This window comes from Amycolatopsis sp. NPDC004747, from assembly GCF_053601335.1.
Genome location: NZ_JBSGBQ010000020.1, coordinates 43,399 through 66,959 on the forward strand (window position 1 = coordinate 43,399; position 23,561 = coordinate 66,959).

23 protein-coding genes are annotated in these 23,561 nt (G+C 73.2%); 16 read left to right on the forward strand and 7 right to left on the reverse strand.

Features of this window, described 5'->3' with window-relative positions; all coding sequences use genetic code 11:
• The 4 genes from panD to ACWEGE_RS29385 all read left to right on the forward strand — a co-directional run bounded on the left by panD (position 1) and on the right by ACWEGE_RS29385 (position 2,844).
• Positions 1-414, forward strand: coding sequence for an aspartate 1-decarboxylase (gene panD, locus ACWEGE_RS29370; protein ID WP_176169367.1), 414 nt, complete (start codon positions 1-3; stop codon positions 412-414).
• Between the two features lie 70 nt (positions 415-484).
• A complete protein-coding gene (locus ACWEGE_RS29375; RefSeq protein WP_449663679.1) occupies positions 485-1,507 on the forward strand; it encodes an ABC transporter substrate-binding protein in 1,023 nt (340 codons plus the stop codon).
• 11 nt (positions 1,508-1,518) lie between these two features.
• Positions 1,519-1,728, forward strand: a complete 210-nt coding sequence (locus ACWEGE_RS29380) for an MbtH family protein (RefSeq protein ID WP_449663680.1) — start codon at positions 1,519-1,521, stop codon at positions 1,726-1,728.
• Between the two features lie 285 nt (positions 1,729-2,013).
• Entirely contained in the window at positions 2,014-2,844 is an 831-nt protein-coding gene (locus ACWEGE_RS29385; RefSeq protein WP_449663681.1) for an RICIN domain-containing protein, read from the forward strand.
• Between the two features lie 29 nt (positions 2,845-2,873).
• On the opposite strand, the gene ACWEGE_RS29390 is transcribed toward ACWEGE_RS29385, so the two are convergent.
• Genes ACWEGE_RS29390 through ACWEGE_RS29400 form a run of 3 tightly spaced genes read right to left on the reverse strand, consistent with a single transcriptional unit; the run spans position 2,874 to position 7,218 of the window.
• Positions 2,874-4,625: an ABC transporter ATP-binding protein gene (locus tag ACWEGE_RS29390; protein WP_449663682.1), complete on the reverse strand. Its 1,752-nt coding sequence runs from the start codon at positions 4,623-4,625 to the stop codon at positions 2,874-2,876.
• Positions 4,622-6,292 carry an ABC transporter ATP-binding protein gene (locus ACWEGE_RS29395; RefSeq protein ID WP_449663683.1) on the reverse strand — a complete coding sequence of 557 codons (1,671 nt, stop codon included), beginning with the start codon at positions 6,290-6,292 and terminating at the stop codon, positions 4,622-4,624. Before ACWEGE_RS29395 ends, ACWEGE_RS29390 begins: the two co-directional genes overlap by 4 nt.
• A 53-nt stretch (positions 6,293-6,345) precedes the next feature.
• On the reverse strand, positions 6,346-7,218 hold the full coding sequence (locus tag ACWEGE_RS29400) for a hypothetical protein (RefSeq protein WP_449663684.1): 873 nt from the start codon (positions 7,216-7,218) through the stop codon (positions 6,346-6,348).
• A gap of 44 nt (positions 7,219-7,262) precedes the next feature.
• On the opposite strand from ACWEGE_RS29400, the gene ACWEGE_RS29405 reads away from it, so the two are divergent.
• Positions 7,263-7,775, forward strand: a complete 513-nt coding sequence (locus ACWEGE_RS29405; RefSeq protein ID WP_449663685.1) for a DinB family protein — start codon at positions 7,263-7,265, stop codon at positions 7,773-7,775.
• Between the two features lie 358 nt (positions 7,776-8,133).
• On the forward strand, positions 8,134-9,261 hold the full coding sequence (gene srmL, locus ACWEGE_RS29410; protein WP_449663686.1) for a PheS-related mystery ligase SrmL: 1,128 nt from the start codon (positions 8,134-8,136) through the stop codon (positions 9,259-9,261).
• Here srmL and ACWEGE_RS29415 read toward each other — a convergent pair.
• Positions 9,230-9,841 carry a dihydrofolate reductase family protein gene (locus ACWEGE_RS29415; protein WP_449663687.1) on the reverse strand — a complete coding sequence of 204 codons (612 nt, stop codon included), beginning with the start codon at positions 9,839-9,841 and terminating at the stop codon, positions 9,230-9,232. The genes srmL and ACWEGE_RS29415 overlap by 32 nt on opposite strands.
• A 104-nt stretch (positions 9,842-9,945) precedes the next feature.
• Here ACWEGE_RS29415 and ACWEGE_RS29420 point away from each other — a divergent pair, with 104 nt between their 5' ends.
• The 6 genes from ACWEGE_RS29420 to ACWEGE_RS29445 all read left to right on the forward strand — a co-directional run bounded on the left by ACWEGE_RS29420 (position 9,946) and on the right by ACWEGE_RS29445 (position 15,323).
• On the forward strand, positions 9,946-10,818 hold the full coding sequence (locus tag ACWEGE_RS29420; RefSeq protein WP_449663688.1) for a LysR family transcriptional regulator: 873 nt from the start codon (positions 9,946-9,948) through the stop codon (positions 10,816-10,818).
• 10 nt (positions 10,819-10,828) lie between these two features.
• Positions 10,829-11,539 (forward strand): MBL fold metallo-hydrolase, encoded by a 711-nt coding sequence (locus tag ACWEGE_RS29425; RefSeq protein ID WP_449663689.1) that lies wholly within the window; start codon positions 10,829-10,831, stop codon positions 11,537-11,539.
• Between the two features lie 134 nt (positions 11,540-11,673).
• Positions 11,674-12,492 (forward strand): ABC transporter permease, encoded by an 819-nt coding sequence (locus ACWEGE_RS29430; protein ID WP_449663690.1) that lies wholly within the window; start codon positions 11,674-11,676, stop codon positions 12,490-12,492.
• Entirely contained in the window at positions 12,477-13,181 is a 705-nt protein-coding gene (locus ACWEGE_RS29435; protein WP_449663691.1) for an ABC transporter ATP-binding protein, read from the forward strand. Before ACWEGE_RS29430 ends, ACWEGE_RS29435 begins: the two co-directional genes overlap by 16 nt.
• Positions 13,168-14,175, forward strand: coding sequence for an ABC transporter substrate-binding protein (locus tag ACWEGE_RS29440; protein WP_449663692.1), 1,008 nt, complete (start codon positions 13,168-13,170; stop codon positions 14,173-14,175). Before ACWEGE_RS29435 ends, ACWEGE_RS29440 begins: the two co-directional genes overlap by 14 nt.
• A complete protein-coding gene (locus ACWEGE_RS29445) occupies positions 14,172-15,323 on the forward strand; it encodes an LLM class flavin-dependent oxidoreductase (RefSeq protein WP_449663693.1) in 1,152 nt (383 codons plus the stop codon). The genes ACWEGE_RS29440 and ACWEGE_RS29445 overlap by 4 nt, the downstream gene beginning before the upstream one ends.
• A gap of 75 nt (positions 15,324-15,398) precedes the next feature.
• Here the strand turns inward: ACWEGE_RS29445 and ACWEGE_RS29450 are convergent, their stop codons facing one another.
• The 3 genes from ACWEGE_RS29450 to ACWEGE_RS29460 all read right to left on the reverse strand — a co-directional run bounded on the left by ACWEGE_RS29450 (position 15,399) and on the right by ACWEGE_RS29460 (position 18,677).
• Positions 15,399-17,162: a glycosyl transferase gene (locus ACWEGE_RS29450; protein WP_449663694.1), complete on the reverse strand. Its 1,764-nt coding sequence runs from the start codon at positions 17,160-17,162 to the stop codon at positions 15,399-15,401.
• A gap of 87 nt (positions 17,163-17,249) precedes the next feature.
• Positions 17,250-18,035 carry an IclR family transcriptional regulator gene (locus ACWEGE_RS29455; RefSeq protein ID WP_449663695.1) on the reverse strand — a complete coding sequence of 262 codons (786 nt, stop codon included), beginning with the start codon at positions 18,033-18,035 and terminating at the stop codon, positions 17,250-17,252.
• A 51-nt stretch (positions 18,036-18,086) separates the two neighbouring features.
• Positions 18,087-18,677, reverse strand: coding sequence for a TetR/AcrR family transcriptional regulator (locus tag ACWEGE_RS29460; RefSeq protein WP_449663696.1), 591 nt, complete (start codon positions 18,675-18,677; stop codon positions 18,087-18,089).
• 87 nt (positions 18,678-18,764) lie between these two features.
• Between ACWEGE_RS29460 and ACWEGE_RS29465 the strand changes: the two genes are divergently transcribed.
• From ACWEGE_RS29465 to ACWEGE_RS29480, 4 genes are all read left to right on the forward strand, one after another.
• Entirely contained in the window at positions 18,765-19,682 is a 918-nt protein-coding gene (locus tag ACWEGE_RS29465; protein WP_449663697.1) for an oxygenase MpaB family protein, read from the forward strand.
• A 9-nt stretch (positions 19,683-19,691) separates the two neighbouring features.
• Complete coding sequence (locus ACWEGE_RS29470; RefSeq protein WP_449663698.1) at positions 19,692-20,717, forward strand: LLM class F420-dependent oxidoreductase; 1,026 nt, start codon at positions 19,692-19,694, stop codon at positions 20,715-20,717.
• A gap of 119 nt (positions 20,718-20,836) precedes the next feature.
• Positions 20,837-22,159 (forward strand): MFS transporter, encoded by a 1,323-nt coding sequence (locus ACWEGE_RS29475; RefSeq protein ID WP_449663699.1) that lies wholly within the window; start codon positions 20,837-20,839, stop codon positions 22,157-22,159.
• A complete protein-coding gene (locus tag ACWEGE_RS29480; RefSeq protein WP_449663700.1) occupies positions 22,146-23,561 on the forward strand; it encodes a pyridoxal phosphate-dependent decarboxylase family protein in 1,416 nt (471 codons plus the stop codon). Before ACWEGE_RS29475 ends, ACWEGE_RS29480 begins: the two co-directional genes overlap by 14 nt.

The following is a 23,561-nucleotide window of genomic DNA, read 5'->3' on the forward strand; positions in this document are numbered from 1 at the left end:
GTGCAGCGCACCCTGATGAACGCCAAGATCCACCGCGCCACCGTCACCCAGGCCGACCTGCACTACGTCGGCTCGCTGACCATCGACGCCGACCTGATGGCCGCAGCGGACATCGTCGAAGGCGAGAAGGTCCAGGTCGTCGACATCACCAACGGCGCCCGGCTGGAGACCTACGCCATCACCGGCGAGCCGGGGTCCGGCGTGATCGGCGTCAACGGCGCGGCCGCGCACCTGGTGCACCCCGGCGACCTCGTCATCATCATCACCTACGCCCAGGTGGAGGAGGCCGAGCGCGCCGGACACCGGCCGCGGGTGGTGCACGTCGACGCGGACAACCGGCAGGTCCACCTCGGACACGACCCGGCCGAGCCGGTGCCGGGCGCGGTCGGGCAGCTGTCCGGCCGTGGGCGCTGACACAGTTGCTTTTGAGAGGCTTACCTAAATAAGGTATGCCTAAGTAACTGCTGGTCTGCGAGAGGTGCTCATGTCCGTGTTCCCCAATGCCGGGCTCAGCCGGCGTGGCTTCCTGATCGGGACGGGTGGCCTCGCGGCCGCCGCGGCCCTCACCGCGTGCGGCAGCGGCGACAAGCCCTCTTCGGCCGGTTCTTCCGGCCCGTGGGAGTTCACCGACGACCGCGGTCAGAAGGCTTCGCGCGACCAGCGTCCGGCGCGGGTGGTGGCCTACGCCAGCTCGGCCGCCGCGCTCTGGGACTACGGCGTCCGCCCGGTCGGCGTGTTCGGCCCGCAGAAGACGGCCGACGGCGGCAAGGAGATCCAGGCCGGCAACATCGACCTGAACGCCGTCACCTCGATCGGCAACGCCTGGGACGACTTCAGCATGGAGAAGTTCGCCGCGCTCAAGCCGGACCTGGTCGTCACCGGCCTCACCGGCACCAAGCCGACGGACATGTGGGTGCTCACCGGCGACCTCGGCCCCAAGGTGCAGCAGGTCGCGCCGATCGTCGCGCTGTCGGAGTACAAGGTCACGCTGCCCAAGGTGATCGAGCGTTACTCGCAGCTGGCTGTCGCCCTGGGCGGCGACGCGAACTCGGCGGCCGTGAAGCAGGCCAAGACGGACTTCGAGAAGGCGTCCGAAGACCTGCGTGCCGCGGCGAAGGAGAAGGCCGGCCTGAAGGTCCTGGTGCTCTACGGCGACAAGGACGGCCTGTACATCGCGAAGCCGGACTACTTCGCCGACCTCGCCTACTACCGCGAGCTCGGCCTGGACATCGTCTCCGGCGGCGGCAGCGAGGACTACTGGGAGCAGCTGTCCTGGGAGCAGGCGGGCAAGTACCCGGCGGACCTGATCCTGACCGACTCGCGCTCGTACGCGTTGCCGCGCGCCCAGATGACGCAGTTCCCGACCTGGAACCAGCTGCCCGCGGTCAAGGCCGGGCAGCTCGGTGACTGGTCGGCCGAGCCGCGCTTCAACCACCTGCTCGCCACGCCGGTCATCCAGAAGCTGACCGCGCTGGTGAAGGGTGCCCGCACGGACATCACCGCCTGAGGAGGCCCGCGATGACCAACCCGTTCGAAGACCCGTCCGCGACGTACCTGGTGCTGGTGAACGCCGAAAACCAGCACAGCCTGTGGCCGGAGTCCGCCGACGTCCCGGCCGGCTGGACGGTCGCCTTCGGCCCGTCGTCCCGCCAGGAGTGCCTCGACCACGTGGAAGCGAACTGGACGGACATGCGCCCCAAGTCCCTGGCCGACGCCATGGACGCCTGACTCCCTTCCCGCACGACACGCCGGAAGCCGCTCCGGCTTCCGGCGTGTCGTCTTCCCGATCACGCGTGATGCCCCTCCAATCACACGAGATTGCCGTCCAATCACGCGAGATCGCTCCCCAATCACGCGAGATCGGTCTTCAATCACGCGAGATCGGGATTCGATCGTTGGACCATTTGCACCCATGGCCCGATAATTCGGTATCTCCCCGTATGTCGAGATCGCAATCGTCGCCGGGTGAAACTCACCTCGCGCATCTTCGCCGTAGTCGCGGCCGCAGTGGCAATGGGATTCGGAGTCACGGCTCCCGCGACGGCGGAAACCAATCAGACGCTCGAAATCAAGAGCGTCGCACTGGGCAAATGCCTCGCCGTCGGGGCGCCGACCTATGCCTGGGCGACGGTGGAAACCTGCACCGGCGCGAAAACCCAGCAATGGGAGCAGATCCCCGTCGCGGGCGACAAGGTGATCCTCCGCAACCTCGGCGACCGGACCTGCCTCAAGGGAATCAACAACGTCGTGCGCTACGCGTGCGACGACGAGGACGAAGAGCAGTACTGGGTGCTCGCCGGCGAGAAGCTGACGCACGCCGCGACGGGCCGGGTGGCCGACACCGTCCTGTACGACAACTTCGGCGTGTTCCTGCAGGACGCCGGCCGCAGTGACCACCAGCGGTGGCAGTACCGGGTCACCGGGACCGCGCCCGCTCCGCCTGCGGACACCAGCGGCCAGGTGGTCCAGGTCAGGAGCGTGTCGGAGGGCAAGTGCGCCGCGGCCGCCGGGACCGCCGCGAAGCTGGCCGACTGCGCCGCCGCGGCAGAACAGAAGTTCCAGCGGGTCGAACTCGGCGGGGGCGTGGTGCAGCTGCGCAGCCACACGAGCGGCACCTGCCTGCGCACCACCACGTTCGGCTCGCCCCGCGTCGACCTGGTGAGTGCCTGCGCCGCGGACGACCCGGCGCAGCGGTGGCAGGTCGAGCCCGACCTGATCGGCACGTTCCGGGTGCGCAACGTCGCCGGCGGCACCTACCTCACGCCGAGCAGCGGCGGCACCATCTCGACCTACGAGCGCACTTCCCTGGCGAACTGGCAGAAGTGGAGTCTCGCCATCGCCTGAGGCGAATCATGGTGCCGGCCGGCGCGCCCTCAAGCGCGCTGGCCGGACCACGCCTCCCACAGCTTCGCGTACCGGCCACCGGTGGCGACCAAGTCCTCGTGGGTGCCGGATTCCACGACCGCACCCTCGTCCAGGACCACGATCCGGTCCGACGCCGCCGCTTGCGTGAGGCGGTGCGCCACGACCAGCGCCGTCCGGCCTGCCAAGGCCGCCGCGGCCGCCGCTTCCAGGACCTTGGAACCCGCGCTGCCCGCCTCCGCCGTGGCCTCGTCGAGGATCGCGATCGGCGGGTCGGCCAGCACCAGCCGCACCAGGGCCAGCTGCTGCGCCTGCGTCACCGTCAGCTGGTGACCGCCTTCGCCGACGACCGTCGCGAGCCCGTCCGGCAGCGACGAAACCCAGGTCAACGCCCCCACCTTCGCCAGCGCGGCCCGCAGTTCGGCGTCCGAAGCCGACGGCCGGGCGAGCCGCAGGTCGTCCGCCAGCGTGCCGGCGAAGACGTGGACCTCCTGGCTGATCAGTCCCACCGTCCGCCGGGTGGCCTCCGGGCCCAGCTCGTCCAGCGGCACGCCGCCGAGCGTCACCGAGCCCGCGTCCGGGCGGTGGATGCCGGCGATCAGCTTGGCCAGCGTCGTCTTCCCGGCCCCGCTCGCGCCGACCAGCGCCACCCGCTCGCCGGGCGCGACACCCAGGTCGACGTCGCGCAGCACCGGATGTCCATCCACATAGGAGTAACCGATCCCCGCGGCCTTCACCGACCCGTCCACCGGCCGTGACGGCTGCGAAGGGGACGCCTCGGCAGGCAGGTCCGCGACGCCGATCAGCCGCGCGAGGCTCGCGGCGGCCGCCTGCGCGTCGTCGACCAGCGCCAGCGCCGTCGTGATCGGCCCGAAGAGGCTGTGGAAGTACAGCGCGGCCGCCGTCGCGACGCCGACCGTCACCGCGTCCGCGCCGACCAGCACGAACCCCAGCGCGAGCACCGCCGACAGCCCGACGAACTCCGCCAGGTTGAGCCGGGCGTAGAACCGGGTCACCAATCGAATTCCCCGCAGCGCCAGGGAAACTGCGGCGTCCGACCGCTGCCGCACCCGGTCGAGGTGGGTGTCCGCCAGCCGGAACGCCCGGACCGTCTTCGCGCCGCCGATGGTGTCCAGCAGCTGCTGCTGTTGCGCCCCGACCGCTTCCCGCTGGGCCGCGTACAACGGCTTCGCGCGCGGCACGTACCAGCGCACGGTCCACAGCTGGATCGGCACGGCCAGCAGCGCGGCGAGCAGGAACCGCCAGTCCAGCACGGCCAGCGCGCCGAACGTCAGCACGACCGTCAGCACCGACCGCCCCAGCTCGGGCAGCGCCTGCCGGACGCCCTCGGCGACCACCGAGACGTCGTTCGTCACGCGGGCGGTGAGGTCGCCGGACCCGGCGCGCTCGAGCTGTTCGAGCGGCAGGCCGAGAGCGCGCTCGACGAAGCGTTCGCGCAGCTCGGCCAGGATCGTCTCGCCCAGCCGCGCCACCAGCGCCACCCCGAGCGCCGTCGCCACGGCCTGCGCCACCGCGACGAGCACCAGGCCCACGACCGGCGTGACCAGCTCCACGGCCGGGCGGCGCGTGGCGACCAGGTCGACGACCCGGCCGAGCAGCGGCGCGGTCAGCAGGCCGATCGCGGTGGCCGCGAACAGCACCGTGAAGGCGGCCGCCGCGTGGCCCTTCGCCCGGCCGAGCAGCTCGCCGAGGACGGCCCGGATCCGCCGTCCGTCGGCCACGGGCAGGAGTTCGCGGGTCATGACAGCACCGCCGCTCGGTAGTCGGGACGCCCGGCCAGCTCGGCGTGGCGGCCTTCGCCCGCGACGCGCCCGTCGTCGAGCAGGACGACGCGGTCGGTCGCCGCCAGCAGGGCCGGGCTGGTGGTGACGAGGATCGTGGTGCGGCCGCGCCGCAGCTCGGCGAGCCCCGCGGCGATCCGGGCCTCGGTGACCGTGTCGACGGCAGTGGTCGGGTCGTGCAGCACGAGCACCGGCGCGTCGGCGGCGAGCGCCCGGGCGAGCGCGACCCGCTGCCGCTGCCCGCCCGACAGCGACCGCCCGCGTTCGGTGACGGCGGTCGCGACGCCGTCGGGCAGCGCGCTCGCCACCTCGTCGACGGCGGCCGCGGTCATAGCCTCGGCCGTCTTCGGCCCGGCGGTCACGTTCTCGGCGACCGTGCCGGCGAACAGGTCCGCGTCGTGCGCGGCGACCAGCACCACCTCCCGGACCCGGCTCGGGTCCACAGTGGACAGATCAACGGAGTCGACCGACACCGAGCCGCCCGCGGGGTCGGCGGTCCGGCCCAGGCAGTCCAGGAGGTCCGTCGCGGCGGCCGGGTCGGTGGCCACCACGCCGAGCAGCTCGCCCGGCCGTGCTTCGAAACCGACGTCTCGCAGGGCGCCGCGGTTCAGCGCGGACAGCTTGACGTGCCCGGCCGACGGCACCGGCAGCGTCGCGTCCCCGCCGCCGACGGCCGGGGCCGCGTTCAGCACGTCGGCGATGCGCGCGGCCGAGGCCCGGCCCTGCGCGAGCTCGCCGTTGACCCAGGAGAAGATCGAGAACGGCGTGATCAGGTACTGGGCGAGCCCGACCGCGGCGACCAGGTCGCCGACGCTGATTTCGCCCGCCGCGGCGAGGTTGCCGCCGACGAGCGCGACGACGGCGATGAAGATGCCGGTGAGCGCCAGCAGCGCGCCGTTGTGCCAGGCCTGGGCGCGGGCCGCACGCAGGGTCGCCCGCAGTGAGTCCTGGCTGGTCCGGCGGTAGCGGTCGACCGCGGCGCGCTCGGCGCCGATCCCCTTGAGCACCCGCAGCCCGGCGACGAGGTCGGTGGCGACGCCGGAGGCGAAGGCCGACCGCTCCTGCTCGGCTTCGCTGCGGCGCTCCAGGGGTTTCCCGATCAGGTGGGCCAGGTACAGCATCGGCGGCGTGCCGAGCAGCACGAGCAGGCCGAGCGGCAGCGACATGGTGAGCAGGGCGACCGCGCTGACCAGCAGCCCGGCCAGGCCGGCGACGCCGAAGGGCAGGACGCCGTTGACCGTGCCGACGCGCTTGGCGTCCGACGTCCCGACGCTCACCAGCTCGCCGGCGAGGGTGCCGGTGCCGGCCACGCCGCCGGGGTGCAGCACCCGGCGTCCGACGTCGAGGCGGAGGTCGTGGGCCGCGCGTTCGGCGGCGCGCTCGCCGAACCGGGCGCCGAGGCGGTAGCTGGTCGACAGCCCGGCGAAGAGCACGCCCAGTACGGCCAGCCAGACCAGCAGCGTGCCTACCGAGCCACCCGCGACGGCCTGGTCGACGACCACGCCGATCACCACCGGGACCAGTGCTTCGCCGCCTTGGTGGCTCGCGGTCAGCAGCGCCGCGAGCGCCACGGATCGTCGTTGCCCGGCGATCGACCGGCGGAGGACCTGCCGTCCCGTCGTGCGCACCCGCGCCTCCCTCTCCAGAGCTGGGATAGGTAAGGCTAGTCTAAGTAAAGAAGTTACGGGAGCACGGTCGGCTTCGTCTCAGTCTGCTCGGCCCGCGGCTCGGTCGCCGGTTCGCCGAACCGGGCCAGCGCGAGCGCGGCCACGACGGCGAGGGCGAACCCGGCGACGGCGACGAGCGCGAAACCGGGCCGGGTGCGGTCGCCGAGCGCCAGCACGCCGACCAGTGAGGGGAAGATCGTCTCGCCGAGGATCATCATCGCGGTCGAGGTGGTGACGCTCCCGCGCTGCAGCGCCGTCGCGTAGAACAGCATCGCCAGCCCACCGGCCACGGCGACGGTGTAGGTGGCGACGTCGGTGAGCAGGTCGAGCGGCGCGAGGCTCGGGATGATCCGGCCGGCGATGGCGACGACGCCGAAGCACAGCCCGGCGACGAGCCCGAGCGCCGGCGTCCGGATCCGGCGGCTCGCCTTGCCCGCGGCGATCCCGGCCACGGCGAGCACGGCGACCGCGCCGACCAGCCCCAGCCGGAAGCCGAGCCCGACGGGGTCGGAGCCCTCGCCCTCGGCGGCGGCGCCGAGCAGGGCGAGCCCGGCGCACACGACGGCGACGGCGGCCCACTCCTTCGTGCCGAGCCGCACCCCGAGGAACCGGGCGGCCACGGCGGTCACGGCGAGGCTCGCGGCGAGCGCGGCCTGCACGACGAACAGGGGAAGGACGTGCAGGGCGGCGATCTGCGCGACGAACCCGAGGACGTCCAGGAGGAGGCCGAGCACGTACTTCCCCTGGCCGAGCACGCGCACCAGCAGTTTCGGGTCGACCCCGCCGGCGGCCCCGGTGTCCGTGGCCCGCGCGGCGACCGACTGCATCACCGAAGCCACGCCGTACGCGCATGCCGCGCCGAAGGCGCAGAGCAGTCCCCACCACATGCGGGTCACTCTATTTTGTCGGACCGGTGGGGTACGGTGCGGCCATGTCGAACACAAGTTCGAAGACGCACCGCCAGTGGCCCTCGCCGCTGGCGGGCGACGAACTGCGCCTGTTGCTGGATTTCCTGCAGTTCCTGCGTGCGACGGCGGTGAACAAGCTGGCGGGCCTGACGCTCTCGCAAGCCTCGGCAACACCGCTGCCGTCGTCGCCTCGGATGAGCGCGCTGGGGGTGGTCAAGCACCTGACGGCGGTGGAGCGCTGGTGGCTGTCGATCGAGGCGGGCGGGGCGGACCTGCCATCGCTGTGGGCGGGCAGCCCGGACCCGAGCTGGGAAATCGCACCGCAGGACACCCCGCGGTCGGTGACGGCGGCGTACAAGGCGGAGTGGGCCCGGGTCGAGAAGGCACTGCGCGGGCTCGGCCCGGACGACCGCACCCGCCGCCGCTCGGAGTTCACGGTGCGGTGGGTGGTGGCCCACGTGGTCCAGGAGACGGCGCGGCACGTGGGGCACCTGGACGTGCTGCGCGAGCTGGCCGACGGGGAGGTGGGCGAGTGACGAACCGGTGAGGTGGTGGCGGCGGGAGGGCGAGGGGGAGGGGGAGGGGGAGAAGTTTGCGGCCCGGATCGCGCGTTGGTCGGGCGGCTCCGGCCTGGGGTCACCGCGATCCCGGGGCGATGCGGTTCCGCAGCGCCCAGGGTCTGCCCATGTCTCGGTCCGCTTCGGCAAATCCGGGTGACAAGCGCCGCTATCCTGGATTCGTGGCCGTCGTTGCGGAGTACCGCCGATTTACCGGCCCCCTGGCCCGTTCCGGGCGCCAGCGGGGTCCCGGCGCCATGTCCGCCTGAACCTTCGCCGGGCCGCCCGGGCCAGGGGGGAACCGCCCCGAAACCCACCCGAGCCCGGAGGTTCCGCCATGCCCGCAACGCTCACCCCTGCCCAGCTCGCCCGCGACCTCGCCGTCCGCGATCTCACCGACCGTGCCGCCGGCCCGCACGCCATCCAGCTCGTCGTCGACCAAGCCGTCGAGGCGCTCGCCGGCCTGTGGTCCTGCGACGTCCGGAGAAGCCCCGGCCAACGCGTCGTCACCATCGCCGACAACTACGACAACCTCGGCTACCACCCCGCCGACGTCACCCGCGACGCCCGCTACACCCGGTACGTCGACGCCGGTCACGTCCTGCGCAGCCACGCCACCGCCCTCGTTCCCACCGCCCTCCGGGATCTCGCCGCGGATCCCGTCGACGACGTGCTGCTCGTCTGCCCGGGCGTCGTCTACCGCCGCGACAGCATCGACCGGCTGCACAGCGGCACGCCGCACCAGCTCGACCTCTGGCGGCTCGTCCGCGGGGAGGTCGCCCAGGCCGACCTCGAAGAGATGGTCGCCGCCCTGGTGCCGGACCGGCGGTGGCGGCTCGAACCGCGGCGGCATCCGTACACAGTGGACGGTGCGCAGCTCGACGTCGAGCACGACGGGCGCTGGGTCGAGGTCGCCGAGTGCGGCCTCGCCCACCCGGGCGTCCTCGCGCGGGCGGGGCTCACCGGCGGCTGGTCCGGCCTGGCGCTCGGCATGGGCCTCGACCGGATGGTCATGCTCCGCAAGGGCATCCCGGACATCCGGCTGCTGCGCTCCACCGAGCCGGCCGTCGCCGCCCAGCTGACGGACCTCGCGCCCTACCGGCCCGTCTCGGCGCTGCCGCCGGTGCGCCGCGACCTGTCGATCGTGGTGCCGGCCGGGGACCGCGCCGAAGACCTCGGCGACCGGGTCCGCGACGCTCTCGGCGACGAAGCCGACGTCGTCGAGTCGGTCGAGATCGTGCAGGAGACGCCGTACGCCCGGCTTCCGGCCCGGGCCAGGGCCCGGCTCGGTGCGACGCCGGACCAGAAGAACCTGCTCGTCCGCCTGGTGCTCCGTCCCCTGGACCGGACGCTGTCCGATCACGAGGCGAACGTCCTGCGGGACCGGGCCTACGCCGCCCTGCACCGGGGGAGCGTCCACGAGTGGGCCGGGCTCAGCGGAGGACGCGATAGCGGAGGTGCGTGACCGCGGCCGTCGCCCGCGCGTCGAGCTGTTCGAGGTTCAGCGGTCCGACGCCGTCGAACAGCCGGACGCCGCCGCCGAGCGTGTAGGGCGCGATGTGCAGCCGGACCTCGTCGACCAGGCCGGCGGCGAGGTACTGGTTGACGGTGCTCGGGCCGCCGTGGACGGAAATGCCGCCGTCGCCCGCCGCCTCGCGGGCGCGGGCCATGGCGGCCTCGATGCCGTCGGTGACGAAGTGGAACGTGGTGCCGCCCGCCATCGGCTGCGGCTCGCGCGGGTGGTGGGTGAGGACGAAGACCGGGCCGTGGTAAGGCGGGTTGTCGCCCCACCAGCCCGTCCACGGCCGGTCCCACTCGCCGCGCACCGGGCCGAACATGTTGCGCCCCATGATGAACGCCTTGGCCGTCATCATCCGGTCGAACTCGGCCGGGTGCTCGTCGCGGCCCCCGGCGTACCAGGCGTGCAGCTTGTCGCCCCAGCCGTCGCCGCCGTCGTCGCCGAACGGGCGCTGCTCGCTCTGGTGGTGCCCGGCTGCGTACCCGTCGAGGGTGATCGTGAGGTCGCAGGTCACCGTGCCGGTCATGTCCGTGTCCTCCTCGTTCGGCTGTTCCGGACCCCAGGATGGACCGGACAACGACATGACGTCCAATGTCAATCGAGCCGGTGACCCATCGATATTCTTGATGAATGCTGAACCTGGTGCAGCTCGAGGTCCTGGCCGCGGTGGCCCGGCACGGGTCGGTGACCGAAGCGGCCCGGGAACTCCACTATTCGCAGCCCTCGGTGAGCCACCACCTGGCCCGCCTGGAAGCGGCCACCGGCGCCCGGCTCGTGCAGCGGGCCGGCCGCGGGATCCGCCTGACGCCGGAAGGCCGGCTGCTGGCCGACCGCGCCGCGGAGATCGCCGGCCGCGTGGCCGCGGCCGCCGAAGAACTGGCCGCACAGGTCGGCCTGCGGGCCGGGCGCGTCCGGCTGGCCGCCAACGCGTCCGCGCTGAGCACCCTCGTGCCGAGAGCCGCCGCGTCCCTGCTGCGGGCGCACCCGGCCCTGGAGCTGAGCCTGTCCGACCGGCATCCCGTCGAAGCTCTGGACATGCTGCGCCGCGGCGAGATCGACGTCGCCCTCGTCTTCCAGCACGCCGGCGCCCCGCTCGAGGAGGACGGGTTCCGGTTCCGCCACCTCGCCGACGACCCGATCCACCTGATCAGCCGCCGGCCGGACGACAGCCTGGCCGGCCACCGCGACTCCGCCTGGATCGGCGGCTGCCCCCGGTGCCGCGCGGAGCTGACCGCGATCTGCGCGGAGGCGGGTTTCCGCCCGCGCCTCGGTTCCTCCAGCGACGACATGGTCGTCGTGCAGTCCCTGGTCGCGGCGGGCCTCGGCGTCGCGACCCTGCCCGGGCTCGCCCTGGAGGCGCATCGCCATCCCGGCGTCCACACCACCGAGCTCCCGGGCGTCCACCGCCGCATCCACGCGGCCACCTACGGCGACCCACCGGACCCGCCCGCGGTGGCCGCCGTCCTGGCCGCGCTCACCCAGGCCGCCGGAGCGGGACCGTAGGGTGTCCGGCATGACAGATCGGCTCTACTTCCGGCAGCTGCTCGCCGGCCGTGACTTCGCCGTCGGGGATCCCGTCGCGACGCAGATGGTGAACTTCGCCTACCTGATCGGCGACCGCGAGACCGGGGACGCCGTCGTCGTCGACCCCGCCTACGCGGTGCGGGACCTGCTCGACGTCCTCGCCCAGGACGGCATGCGGCTCACCGGGGTGCTCGCCACCCACCACCACCCCGACCACGTCGGCGGCGAGATGCTCGGCTTCTCCCTGCCCGGGATCGCGGAACTCCTCGCGATCGAGCCGGTGCCGATCCACGTCAACGGCGCCGAGACCGAATGGGTCAAGCGGGTCACCGGGGTCGGCGGCACGGACCTGCGCGCGCACGACCACGACGACGTCATCGAGGTCGGGGCCGTCCCGATCCGGCTGCTGCACACGCCCGGGCACACGCCCGGCAGCCAGTGCTTCCTGGTCGAGGACAAGCTCGTCTCCGGCGACACGCTCTTCCTCGAAGGCTGCGGCCGCACCGACTTCCCGGGCGGGGACGCCGAAGAGATCTACCGCAGCCTGCAGGCGCTCGCCGGCCTGCCCGGCGATCCCGTGGTCTACCCCGGGCACCAGTACTCCGCCGAGCCGTCGGCCGCGCTGTCGGAGGTCAAGCGCACGAACTTCGTCTACCGGCCGCGGTCGCTCGACGAATGGAAGGTCATGTTCGGCGGCTGAACCGGCCCGAGCCAAGCCGTTCCACGGGGTGAAACACGGGATGTTCACGGAGTGGGCACCGATTGACTTGGTGTCCCACTCCCCGGATGGTCGGGGCCACGCAATCGAGAAACCCCCGTCCCCGGGAGAAATCCGTGTCGATTTCCACCACGGGTGTGCTCGCGCACGCCCGGAAACGCGCCGCCGAGCCGCCGCGCAAGGCCGGCAGGCGGCCCGATCTGCGGCGCTGGATCAGCCCGGTGGTGCTGCTGGCCGCCTGGCAGGTCGCCAGCGCCACCGGCGTCCTGCCGCCCGACAAGCTCAGTGCACCGTGGACGGTCGTGCAGGCCGGCATCGAGGCCGCGCGCAGCGGCGAACTCGGTGCCGCCTTCGCCGTTTCGCTCGGCCGGGTCGGCGCCGGCTTCGCGCTCGGCGCCGTCGCCGGTGTCCTGCTCGGCATCGTCTCCGGGCTCTCGCGCTGGGGCGAAGCCCTGGTCGACCCGCCGGTGCAGATGCTGCGGACGTTGCCGTTCCTCGGCCTGATCCCGCTGTTCATCCTGTGGTTCGGCATCGGCGAAGAGACGAAGATCGTGCTGGTCGCCCTCGGCGTGGCCTTCCCGCTCTACCTCAACGTCCACTCGGGAATCCGCGGCGCCGACCCGGCGCTGGTCGAAGCGTCACGGGCGCTCGGGTTCAGCCGCGCGGAACGGCTCTGGCACGTCGTCCTGCCCGGTGCCCTGCCGCAGGCACTGGTCGGTTTGCGGCAGTCGCTCGGCCTGGCCTGGCTCGCGCTGATCGTCGGCGAGACGGTCAACGCCGACGCCGGGGTCGGCTACCTCATCAACAACGCCCGGGAATTCCTGCGCACCGACGTCGTGGTCGTCGGGCTGGTCCTCTACGCCCTGCTCGGCCTGGTCACCGACGCGCTGGTCCGGCTGCTGGAACGGAAGGTGCTGCGGTGGCGAGCCCGGTAGCCGAGGTCCGCGGCCTGACCAAGCGGTTCGGCGAGCGGACGGTGCTGAGCGGACTGGACCTGACCGTCGGGCGCGGCGAGTTCGTCGCCCTGCTCGGCCGCAGCGGGTCCGGCAAGTCGACGCTGCTGCGGGTGCTCGCGGGCCTCGACGGTGACGTCGAAGGCCGCGCGGAAGTCACCGGCACGGTGTCGGTCGCGTTCCAGCAACCGAGACTGCTGCCCTGGCGGAAGGTCTGGCGCAACGTCGTCCTCGGCCTGCGCCAGGACGGCGTCGCGAAGTCCCGCAACCGGGCGCTCGCCGAGAAGGCCCTGGCCGAAGTGCACCTGGCCGAGCACGCCGACGACTGGCCGCTCACGCTGTCCGGCGGCGAGGCCCAGCGCGTCTCGCTGGCCCGCGCGCTGGTGCGCGAACCGGACCTCCTGCTGCTCGACGAGCCGTTCGGCGCCCTCGACGCGCTCACCCGGATCTCCATGCACGGCCTCGTCCAGGACCTCTGGCGGCGGCACCGGCCGGGCGTGCTGCTGGTGACCCACGACGTCGACGAAGCCCTGCGCCTCGCCGACCGCGTCCTGGTGCTCGACGGCGGGCGGATCGTGGCCGAGCACCGGCCGCGCGACGCCGCCGACCACGACACCCTCCGCCGCCGCGTGCTGGCCGACCTGGGAGTGACCGAAGATGCTGTGGCGTAGGGGAATCATCGTGCTCGCGGTGGCACTGGCCGTGTCCGCGTGCGGCCCGGCGACCGGGAACGAAGCTGCCGTGCCGGCCTCGGTGAGCGCGGCGGACCTGGCGAAGGTGACGCTCAAGGTGGGCGACCAGAAGGGCGGCGTCAAGTCCCTGCTCACCGCGGCGAACCTGCTGCAGGGGACGCCGTACCGGATCGAATGGGCCACGTTCACCTCGGGCCCGCCGCTGCTCGAAGCCGCCTCGGCCGGCGCGATCGACGCCGGCCGGGTCGGCAACACGCCGCCGATCTTCGCGGCCGCCGCGAAGGCGAAGATCAAGGTGATCAGCGTGGCGCGCAGCAACGTCGAGCGGGAAGCCATCCTCGTCCCGCCGGATTCGCCGCTCCAGGACGTCGCTTCGCTGAGGGGCAGGACGATCGGCGTCGCCAAGGGCAGTTCCGCGCACGGGCAGCTGCTGAACACGCTGCACAACCACGGATTGTCCACCAAGGACGTCAAGCTGAGCTTCCTCCAGCCGGCCGAGGCGTACGCCGCGTTCAGCCAGCACACCATCGACGCTTGGGCGATCTGGGACCCCTACACCGCGCAGGCCCAGCTCGAAGCCGACGCGCGGGTGCTGGCCGACGGCCGGGGCGCGTCGAACGGCCTGGCCTTCCTGACCGCGGGCACGGCCGCGCTCGGCGATCCCGGCAAGAACTCCGCCCTGCGCGACTTCGCCGTGCGCGTGGTCAAGGCGCAGAAGTGGGCCGACACGCACCGCGACGCGTGGGCGCAGGCGTGGGCCAAGGAGACCGGGCTGAAGCTCGAAGTCGCGCGGAAGGCGGTCGAGGCGGGCCGCGACCAGCCGATCGTGCTGGACGACTCGGTGGTGGCGTCCGAGCAGCAGCTCGCGGACGCCTTCACCGACGAGAAGACGTTGCCGGGCAAGGTGGACTTCGCCGCCTTCGTCGACCGGCGGTTCGGTCCCGACCTGGACCAGGCGAGGAGCAACGGATGAGCATCAGGCTGCACTGGTTCCTGCCCACCAGCGGCGACGGCCGCACGATCGTGGAACGCTTCCACGCCAACCGCTCCGCGGGCCCGGCCGCTCAGCGCGACCCGGACCTGGACTACCTGGCCCAGGTCGCCCGCGCGGCCGAGCGCCAGGGCTTCGAAGGCGTCCTGACGCCGACCGGCACCTGGTGCGAGGACGCGTGGCTCACCACGGCCGCGCTGATCCGGGAGACGACCCGGCTGAAGTTCCTGGTCGCGTTCCGCCCCGGCGTCATCTCGCCGACCCTGGCCGCGCAGATGGCGGGGACTTTTCAACGACTGTCGGGCGATCGCGTGCTGCTCAACATCGTCACCGGCGGCGACGCGGTGGAGCAGCGCCGCTTCGGCGACTGGCACGACCACGACGCCCGGTACGCCCGCACCGACGAGTTCCTGACCATCGTGCGCGGTGTCTGGTCCGGCGAGCCGTTCAGCTTCGAAGGCGAGCACCTGCGCGTCGAAGGCGCGACGACGCTGGCCGCGCCCGATCCGGTGCCGCCGATCTACTTCGGCGGCTCGTCGACGGCCGCGCTGCCGGTCGCCGCGCGCCACGCGGACGTCTACCTGACCTGGGGCGAACCACCCGCGCAGGTCGCGGAGAAGATCGGCCGCGTCCGCGAGCTGGCCGGCGACCGGCCGATCCGGTTCGGCGTCCGGCTGCACACGATCTCGCGCGACACCTCGGCCGAGGCCTGGGCCGAGGCGCAGAAGCTGCTCGACGCGCTGAGCCCGGAGCAGGTCGCGAAGGCGCAGGCCCAGCTCGCCGCGAGCGAGTCGGTCGGACAGCAACGGATGGTCGCCCTGCACGGCGGCCGGACCGACGGCGGCGTCCGCGGGCTGGAGATCCACCCGAACCTGTGGGCGGGCGTCGGCCTGGTCCGCGGCGGCGCGGGGACCGCGCTGGTCGGCAGCCACGAGGAGGTCGCGGACCTGATCGAGGAGTACCACAGCGTCGGCGTGAGCGAGTTCGTGCTGTCGGGCTACCCGCACCTGGAGGAGGCCTACTGGTTCGGTGACGGGGTGCGGCCGGAACTGGCCCGGCGCGGCCTGCTGGCCGATGTCCCGGCGCTGCGGCGGCCGTCGCACCCGGAGCGGAACGTCTCCGCGCTGTAGTGGTGGTGCGGGGACGCGCCGCGGGAGCCGGCGCGCGGCGGTCAAGACCCGGCGTTCCGGCCCCGTGCCGGGCACCTACCGGCTCAGGGGGAGCAGCCCGGGCGGCGCGAACAGCGGGTACGTGACGAGCACGCCGCCGCCGGTGCGGACGACCGAGGCCGGGCGGAAGAGGTCGCGCTGGCCGGTGTAGAAGGCGGTGGTGCCGTCTTCGTGGCCGGTCAGCAGCACCCGGCGCCGCGGCTGCCCGGCGGCGTCCTCGCCGGCGACCTCGGGGAAGGCGGCGATCCCCACCGGTTGGACGGCGGCGAGCGCGGCGATCGTCGTGATGAGCCGCGGGTCGGCGCAGCCTTCGCGCAGCACCGCGGCGGCTTCGGAGGTCACGGCGATCCGGGCCGACGCGGTCAGGGCCTCGCCGGCGTGCGCCCGGGCCGGGGCTTCCGGGGGCGCGGCCGGATCGGACGGCGGGAGCCCAAGGCGCCACACGGTGACCCGGGCGCCGCCGGAGCCGAACACGGCGGTGGGGCCGGCGCCGGTGAAGGCGCCGTCGAGGGCCGGGTAGCGCGTCCGGAGCCCGGTCTCGTCGCCGGTGAAGACGGCCCATTCGGCGGGCGGGCAGGTGCGGGCGCAGGCGGTGGGCGGCGCCAGCAGGCCGGTCGGCCAGCCGGCGTTCGCGAGCTCGGCCCAGGCGGCGTCGTCGACGAGGAGCCGGGAGCCGGAAGCGTTGGCCTTGAGCCAATCCCGGGCGGAGGCGAGGGGGCCGCCCCGGTCGGCGGACGGCCGGAGCTCCGGGTAGCCCGCGGCCCAGCTGAGCGCGAAGGCGGCGGCGAGCACACCGGCGGCGAGCACGGGCGCGACTCGGCGGTGGCTCGTGCGGCCGTCGTGGGCGGGGGCGCGCCGCCGCGGCACCGCCTGGGCGACGGCCGCGAGCAGCAGCGGGGTCACCGGCACCAGCAGGGCCAGCACCGCCGTGGCCGGCACGCCCGGCACGAGCAGCGTCGCCGCGAGCAGCAGTCCCGTCGCGGCCAGCGGACGCACCGCCCTGACCGCCAGCGCCGCCACCAGCCCCAGCAGCGAAAGCGCCACCCACACCGGATCCAGGGCCGCCCAGTCGGCCACCGAGGGCCGGGTCGCGGCCGCCAGGTGGGGCCGGAGCGCGGCCGCCGCCGGGCCGAACGCGATGCCCAGGCCGAGGTTCAGCACCACCGCCACCAACGCGGCCCGCACCGGTGCCCGGCGCGCCAGCAGCCAGCCCGCCGCGGGCAGGAAGAACAGCGCCAACGGCGACGTCAGCACCGCGGCCAGCAGGCACACCGCGGCCGCGATGTCGTGCCGGATGCGGGCCCCGCGGCGGGTGATCAGGACCAGCGCCCCCAGCGCCCACGCCGCCGCCAGGTGCTCGACGACGACCAGCCGCTGCAACCCCAGCGCCAGCGGGGAGGCCGCCAGAAGCACCGCCGCCGCGGCCGACGCCCAGCGCGTCAGGCCCAGGCGGCGCCCCAGCAGCCACATCAGCACCGCGCCGGCGAGGGCCGCGACCAGCACCGTCTCGCGGACCGCGGCCAGTGCCGTGGCCGAGCGGCCGAACGCGTCCGAGACCATGGTGGCCGCCGCGAGCTGCAGCCAGCCGAACGGGCTCGCCCCGGCGCCACCGGAGTCGGCGAACGACGTCAGGTTGCCGAGCGCGTAGGCGTGGGCGGCGGTGGCCGCCTCCGCGGGCAGAGCGGGTTCGGGGGCCGCGAGGTAGAGCACCCGCAGCCCACCGGCCAGCGCCAGCAGCGCGAGCACGATGTCGAGCGACAGCAACCGGTGCGCGGCGGAGACCGGGCGGTGCTGGACCATTGCACGGATCGTAGCGGGTGGCGGCGACCGCTCCCGGTTCGGGACCGCGGAGCGCCCCGGTCGCCGGAAAACCTTGGCCCGGCGGGATTATCGTCGACTGTCCGCAGTGGAGCCCGACAGCGTCCGGCTCAACGCGAGGGCGACCGTCCGGACGGCCGGGGCGACCCGTTCGGTCCGCATCCGGTTGGCCCAGCCGGAGATCGACACCGCGGCCACCGCGACCCCGCGGCCGTCGAGCAGCGGGCTGGCCGCGCACACCACGCCGACGCCGGATTCCTCGCGCTCCAGCGCGATTCCGTCCTCGCGGACACGGGTGAGCTGACGGCGCAGCAGACCGGGCGCGGTGATCGTCCGCGCGCTCATCCGCGGCAGCCCGGCGTCGATCACCTGGTTCACCACCGGTTCCGGGGAGAACGCCAGGATCGCCTTGCCCACGCCGGTGGCGTGCGCGGGAAACCGCCCGCCGATGCGCGAGGGCAGCGTCGGCGCGTCCGGGCCGCGCAGCACGTCCAGGTACACCACTTCGGTGCCTTCGAGGATCGCCAGGTGGACCGTGTTGCGCGTGGCTTCGCGCAGGTCGGCCAGGTACGGCCGGGCCGCCTCGACCAGGCCGCGCCGCGGCGAAGCGAGCTGGCCGATTTCGAACAGCCGCAGCCCGAGCCGCACCGCGGCCGCCTCGCGTTCGAGCAGCCCGGTTTCGGTCAGGTGCCCGACGAGCCGGTGCACGGTCGTCTTCGCCAGCCCGGTCCGGCGGGCCAGCTCGGAGACGCCGAGGGTCTCGTCACCCGGCCGGAAGGCTTCCAGGAGCGCGGCCAGCCGGGCCGCGACGAGACCGTCGCCGCTCACGCCGTCGTTCCGCCCAGCGGTACGCATGGGTTGAGTGTGCCCGATCGGCGGGGCGAGTGTCAGCAGCGGGAGGTGAGGTCAGTGGCCGTCGGCGCCGAGGACGAGCTTCACGCAGTGCGCGACGAGCCGCTCGCGCGAAACCTTCAGCGACCCGTCGAGGTAGGCGATGAAGACGTTGCTCAGCGCCCCGACCAGGCCGACGGCGACCATCCGGCGTTCGGTCTCGTCGCCGTGGGACAGCTGCTCGCCGACCAGCGCGGCGAACACCGGCAGCAGGTGCAGGCCGCGGCTGGTCAGCGCCGGGTCGGTGAGCGGCGCGAGCAGCAGGATCCGGCCCTTGCGGGGGTCGTCGACGATCAGCTCGACGAAGGCGCGCACGGCGTTCTCGGCCCGCAGCCGGGGAGTGGGGGCGTCCCGGACGGCGTCGACGAGCGCCTGCCGCGCCTGTTCGCCGACGTGCTCGTACACGGCCGCGACAAGCTCTTCGCGGTCGGCGAAGCTCTCGTAGAAGTAGCGCTCGGTCAGCTTCGCGTGCCGGCACACCGCGCGGACGCTCGTCCCGGCCGAGCCTTCGGTGCCCAGCAGCTCCAGGCCGGCCGCCACGAGCTGACGGCGCCGGAGCGCCTTCCGGTCGTCCAGCGTCGTGCCCGCCCAGGTCCGGCCCGGCATCGCAGCTCCTTGGTTGACTACAACTGTTGTCAGATCCTAGCCTGACAACAGCCGTGGTCAGTTCCGGACTCGACGAGGAGTGCGCCGATGACCCCCCAGCCCCTGGGCCCGGACTCGCTGACGTGGAAGTACTTCGGCGACTGGCGCGGCCTGCTGATCGGCCTGTGGGCCGGGTCGATGCAGAACATGCACCCCGGCCTCGGCGCCGGCGTCGAGCAGCACTCGCGGTTCTTCGAAGAGCGCTGGCAGCGGCTGTTCCGCTCGCTCTACCCGATCGGCGGGGTGGTCTACGACGGCCCGCGCGCCCACGCGACCGCCCTCGAGGTCCGCGGGTACCACGACCGCATCAAGGGCGTCGACGCTCGGGGCCGCCGCTACCACGCGCTCGACCCGGACACCTACTACTGGGCGCACGCGACGTTCTTCGTCAGCACGATCCTCATCGCCGACCACTTCACGGGCGGCATCGGCGAAGCCGAAAAGCGGCAGCTGTTCGACGAGCACGTCCGCTGGTGGCGGATGTACGGCATGACCGTGCGGCCGGTACCGGAGAGCTGGGAGGACTTCCAGCGGTACTGGAAGCACATGTGCACCGACGTGCTCGAAGACAACAAGGCCACCCGGGACGTCCTCGACATCCGCGGGCTCGGCAAGCCGCCGTTCCTGCCCTGGCTGCCGGACGCGCTGTGGCGCCCGGTGCAGCGGGTGGTCGCCCGCAACTTCGTCTGGCTCACGATCGGCCTGTACGACCGCGAGGTCCGCGACCTGCTCGGCTTCCGCTGGACCGAGCGCGACGCGCGGCGGCACCGGCGGTTCGGCAAGCTGGTCAGCGCCGTGTTCAAGCTCGTCCCGCACGACCGCCGCTACCACCCCCGGGCCCGCGCCGGCTGGCGCCGGGCCCGCGGCGAGGTGGCTCCGGACGCTCCCTTGGTCGAAACTCCACGCAGGAACCTTCCCCCGCTGTCGGAGCGGGGCAAGCCCGAGCACTACGCGCCGAACGTCTAGGAGGCATTCGTGAAGCTGGGATTCCACGTCGGGTACTGGCAGAGCGGCCCGACTCCGGGTGCGCTGGAAGCCGTCCTGAAGGCCGAGGAGCTCGGCTTCGACTCGGTGTGGACGGCGGAGGCGTACGGCTCGGACGCCTTCACGCCGCTGGCCTGGTACGGCGCTGCCACCAGCCGCATCCGGCTCGGCACGAACATCGTCCAGATGGCCGCGCGGACGCCGACCGCGACGGCGATGAGCGCGCTGACCCTCGACCACCTCTCCGGCGGCCGGATGGCGCTCGGACTCGGCGCGTCCGGCCCGCAGGTCGTCGAGGGCTGGTACGGCCAGCCGTACCCGAAGCCGCTGGCCAGGACCCGCGAGTACGTCGACATCGTCCGGCAGGTGATCGCCCGCGAGGCGCCGGTGACCCTCGACGGCGACCACTTCCAGCTGCCCTACAAGGGCGGCACCGGGCTCGGCAAGCCGCTGAAGCCGACCGTGCACCCGCTGCGCAAGGAGATCCCGATCTTCCTCGCGGCGGAAGGCCCCAAGAACGTGGCCCTCGCGGCGGAGATCGGCGACGGCTGGCTGCCGCTGTTCTTCTCGCCGAAGAGCAACGGCTTCTACAAGGCCGCCCTCGAGGAAGGCTTCTCGCGGCCGGGCGCGCGGCACACCCTGGAGACGTTCGAGGTGCCGTGCTCGCTGCCGGTGATCGTGCACGACGACGTCGAGGAGGCGGCGAGCTGGATCAAGCCGTCGCTGGCGCTGTACATCGGCGGGATGGGCGCCAAGAGCGTCAACTTCCACCACGACGTGTACGCGCGGCTCGGCTACGGCGACGTCGCCGACAAGGTCCAGGAGCTCTTCCTCGCCGGCCGCAAGGAGGAGGCGGCCGCGGCGATCCCGACGTCGCTGGTGGAGGACACCTCGCTGATCGGGCCGCCGGCGAAGATCCGCGACGAGCTGCAGGCCTGGGAGGAGACCGTGGTGACCCAGCTGCTCCTGCGCGGTGACGCGGCGACCCTGGCCAAGATCGCCGACGTGCTCGGCTGACCCGGGCCCGGTCGTGGCCTTGGTCACGACGATGGCACGATTCCCCTCGACCACTACCCGGCGCGCGCCGAGATCGAATACTCATGGCCTGCACGCGGTACGCACCCGAGGAGGACCTGTTGGCGACGCTGCCCGGCCGGACGAGGTTCCGCTATTCGCTCGGCTCGTTCGTCACCGGGTCCTTCGGCACGGTCCCCGGCCTGGTCCTGGTCAAGTACCTGACCGACACGATGGCCGTGCCCGCCGGCTGGGCGGCCGCCATCGTGTTCGTGCCCAAGGCCTGGGACGTGCTGTTCAACCCGGTCGCCGGCCGGCTCTCCGACGCCGACCTGCTCAAGACCGGCAGCCGGCGGCGCTTCCTGCTCATCGGCGGCATCGGCGTGGCGATCCTGTTCGCGGCGATGTTCGCCCACCCCGGGTTCGGCGACCCGCTGCCGGACGCGCTGTACGTGGCGATCACGTTCGCGGCCTGCGCCACGGCGTACGCGCTGTTCCAGGTGCCGTTCAACGCGCTGCCCGCCGAGCTGACCGAAGACGCGACCGAGCGCACCAAGCTCACCAGCGTCCGCATCGGCGTGCTGGCCGTGACGATCCTGATCTGCGGCGGGGGCGCCCCGGCGATCACCGCCGCGATCGACGGGGTCGCGGGCTACCGCGTCATGGCCGTGGTGATCGGGCTCATCGTGCTGGCCGCGACGCTGCTGGTCTACTTCGGGCTGAAGGACGCGCCGGTCGGCTCGCTGCGGCCGAACACCGTGAGCCTCAAGGAACTCGTCGCCACGCTCGCGGGCTGGCGGCCCTTCCGCTGGCTGCTCGGCACCTACTTCATCCAGGCGCTGGGCATCGGCACGGTGCTCGCCGCGATCCCGTTCTTCGCCCAGCGCATCCTCGGCGACGAGGGCTACGGCACGATCCTGTTCGTCATCTTCGTCGGCCCGGCGCTGGTCACCATGCCGCTGTGGCCGCGGCTGGGCGACCGGGTCGGCAAGCTCAACGGCTTCCGCCTGGCCACCGCGGCGTTCGCGATCGGCCTGCTGGGCCTGGTGTTCGCGCAGTCGATCCCGCTGGTCGTCTCGTTCGTGTTCGTGGCGCTCTGCGGGGTCGGCTACGCGGGGATTTCGGTGTTCCCGCTGGCGATCCTGCCGGACCTGATCACCGCCGAAGAAGAGCGCACCGGCGAGACCCGTGCCGGGATCGCGGCGGGCGTGTGGACGGCGGGGGAGACGCTCGGGCTGGCCTTCGGCGGCGGGCTCTGGGCGCTGATCCTGGCCTTCGGCGGGTACGTCTCCAGCACGGACGCCACCGCGTTCCAGCCGCACAGCGCGATCGTGGCGATCCTCGTCGGGGCGTCGGTGATCCCCGGCGTGCTGATCGCGCTGGCCCTGCCGATGCTGCGGCGCTCGGTGCTGGAGCCGCGGGAGCCGCGCCATGAAACCGCCTGAGGAGGTCCTCGCGGCGCTGCGCGAGCTGCGCGCCGGCGACCTGCCGACGCACGGCGGCCGGACCCTGGCCTACGTCTACGACAGCGGGCTGTCCGAAGTGGACTCCCTGGGCGCGGCGGCGCACGCGCTCGCGTCGTCGGCCAACGGCCTGGACCCGACGGCGTTCCCGAGCCTGCTGAGGATGGAGAACGACCTCGTCGCCGCGGCCGCGGCGCTGCTGGGCGACGTCCCGGGCGTGGCCGGTTCGGTCACCTCCGGCGGCACCGAGTCGTGCCTGCTGGCCGTGCTCGCCGCCCGGGACGCACGGCCCGGGGTCGCGTCGCCCTCGATCGTGCTGCCGACCACCGCGCACGCGGCCTTCCACAAGGCGGCGCACCTGTTCGGGCTGCGCCGGATCGACGTCCCGGTCGACCCGGTGAGCTTCCGCGCCGACCCGGCGGCGATGGCCGCGGCGATCGACGACTCGACGGTCCTGGTCGTGGCGAGCGCGCCGTCGTACGCCCACGGCGTGCTCGACCCGATCCCGGAAATCGCGGCGGCGGCGGCCGCGCGGGACGTCCGGATGCACGTCGACGCCTGCATCGGCGGCTGGGTGCTGCCCTACTTCGCCCGGCTCGGCGCGGATCTCCCGCCGTTCGACTTCCGCGTCCCGGGCGTCACGAGCATCTCGGTGGACCTGCACAAGTACGCCTACTGTCCGAAAGGGACGTCGGTGCTGCTGCACGCCTCGGCAGAGCTGCGGCGCACGCACTACTTCGCGAGCGCGGCCTGGCCGGGCTACACGATGCTGAACACGACGATCCAGAGCACCCGCTCCGGCGGGCCGCTCGCCGCGGCCTGGGCGGTGGTGAACCACCTCGGCACCGAGGGCTACCTGAAGCTGGCATCCGCGGCCCGGGAAGCGGTTTCCCGCATCCGTTCCGGCATCGAGGAGCTACCCGGCCTGCGGGTGCTCGGCGACCCGGTGTCGACGCTGGTCGCGTTCACCGGCGAAGACGGCTTCGACCTGTTCACGGTGGCCGACGAGATGAAGGCCCGCGGCTGGTACGTGCAGCCGCAGTTCGCGCACCTGTCGTCCCCGGCGAACCTCCACCTGACGGTGACGGCGGCCAACCACGGCAGCGAGAAGGAGTTCCTCACCGACCTCGCGGCCGCGGTCGACGCGGCCCGCGCGGCGGGCCCGGTGGTGGTCGACTCCGCCGTGGCGGAGTTCGTGGCGGCCCTCGACCCGGACACGCTGACGTCGGAGCAGTTCGCGGGCCTCCTCGCGGCCGCGGGCCTCGGTGGCGCCTCGGGACTTCCGGACCGGATGGCCCCGATCAACGCGCTCCTCGCAACGGCACCGGCGCCGTTGCGGGAGCGGCTGCTGCTGGAGTTCCTGGGCGCGCTCTACACGCCCTGA

Coding starts and splice junctions, on each gene's coding strand:
- ACWEGE_RS29455 (WP_449663695.1), bottom strand. CDS start 18,035: ATGCGTACCGCTGGGCGGAACGACGGCGTGAGCGGCGACGGTCTCGTC.
- ACWEGE_RS29380 (WP_449663680.1), top strand. CDS start 1,519: ATGACCAACCCGTTCGAAGACCCGTCCGCGACGTACCTGGTGCTGGTG.
- ACWEGE_RS29385 (WP_449663681.1), top strand. CDS start 2,014: ATGGGATTCGGAGTCACGGCTCCCGCGACGGCGGAAACCAATCAGACG.
- ACWEGE_RS29375 (WP_449663679.1), top strand. CDS start 485: ATGTCCGTGTTCCCCAATGCCGGGCTCAGCCGGCGTGGCTTCCTGATC.
- ACWEGE_RS29440 (WP_449663692.1), top strand. CDS start 13,168: ATGCTGTGGCGTAGGGGAATCATCGTGCTCGCGGTGGCACTGGCCGTG.
- ACWEGE_RS29405 (WP_449663685.1), top strand. CDS start 7,263: ATGTCGAACACAAGTTCGAAGACGCACCGCCAGTGGCCCTCGCCGCTG.
- ACWEGE_RS29445 (WP_449663693.1), top strand. CDS start 14,172: ATGAGCATCAGGCTGCACTGGTTCCTGCCCACCAGCGGCGACGGCCGC.
- ACWEGE_RS29420 (WP_449663688.1), top strand. CDS start 9,946: ATGCTGAACCTGGTGCAGCTCGAGGTCCTGGCCGCGGTGGCCCGGCAC.
- ACWEGE_RS29465 (WP_449663697.1), top strand. CDS start 18,765: ATGACCCCCCAGCCCCTGGGCCCGGACTCGCTGACGTGGAAGTACTTC.
- ACWEGE_RS29390 (WP_449663682.1), bottom strand. CDS start 4,625: ATGACCCGCGAACTCCTGCCCGTGGCCGACGGACGGCGGATCCGGGCC.
- ACWEGE_RS29400 (WP_449663684.1), bottom strand. CDS start 7,218: ATGTGGTGGGGACTGCTCTGCGCCTTCGGCGCGGCATGCGCGTACGGC.
- ACWEGE_RS29415 (WP_449663687.1), bottom strand. CDS start 9,841: ATGACCGGCACGGTGACCTGCGACCTCACGATCACCCTCGACGGGTAC.
- ACWEGE_RS29425 (WP_449663689.1), top strand. CDS start 10,829: ATGACAGATCGGCTCTACTTCCGGCAGCTGCTCGCCGGCCGTGACTTC.
- ACWEGE_RS29460 (WP_449663696.1), bottom strand. CDS start 18,677: ATGCCGGGCCGGACCTGGGCGGGCACGACGCTGGACGACCGGAAGGCG.
- srmL (WP_449663686.1), top strand. CDS start 8,134: ATGCCCGCAACGCTCACCCCTGCCCAGCTCGCCCGCGACCTCGCCGTC.
- ACWEGE_RS29450 (WP_449663694.1), bottom strand. CDS start 17,162: ATGGTCCAGCACCGCCCGGTCTCCGCCGCGCACCGGTTGCTGTCGCTC.
- ACWEGE_RS29480 (WP_449663700.1), top strand. CDS start 22,146: ATGAAACCGCCTGAGGAGGTCCTCGCGGCGCTGCGCGAGCTGCGCGCC.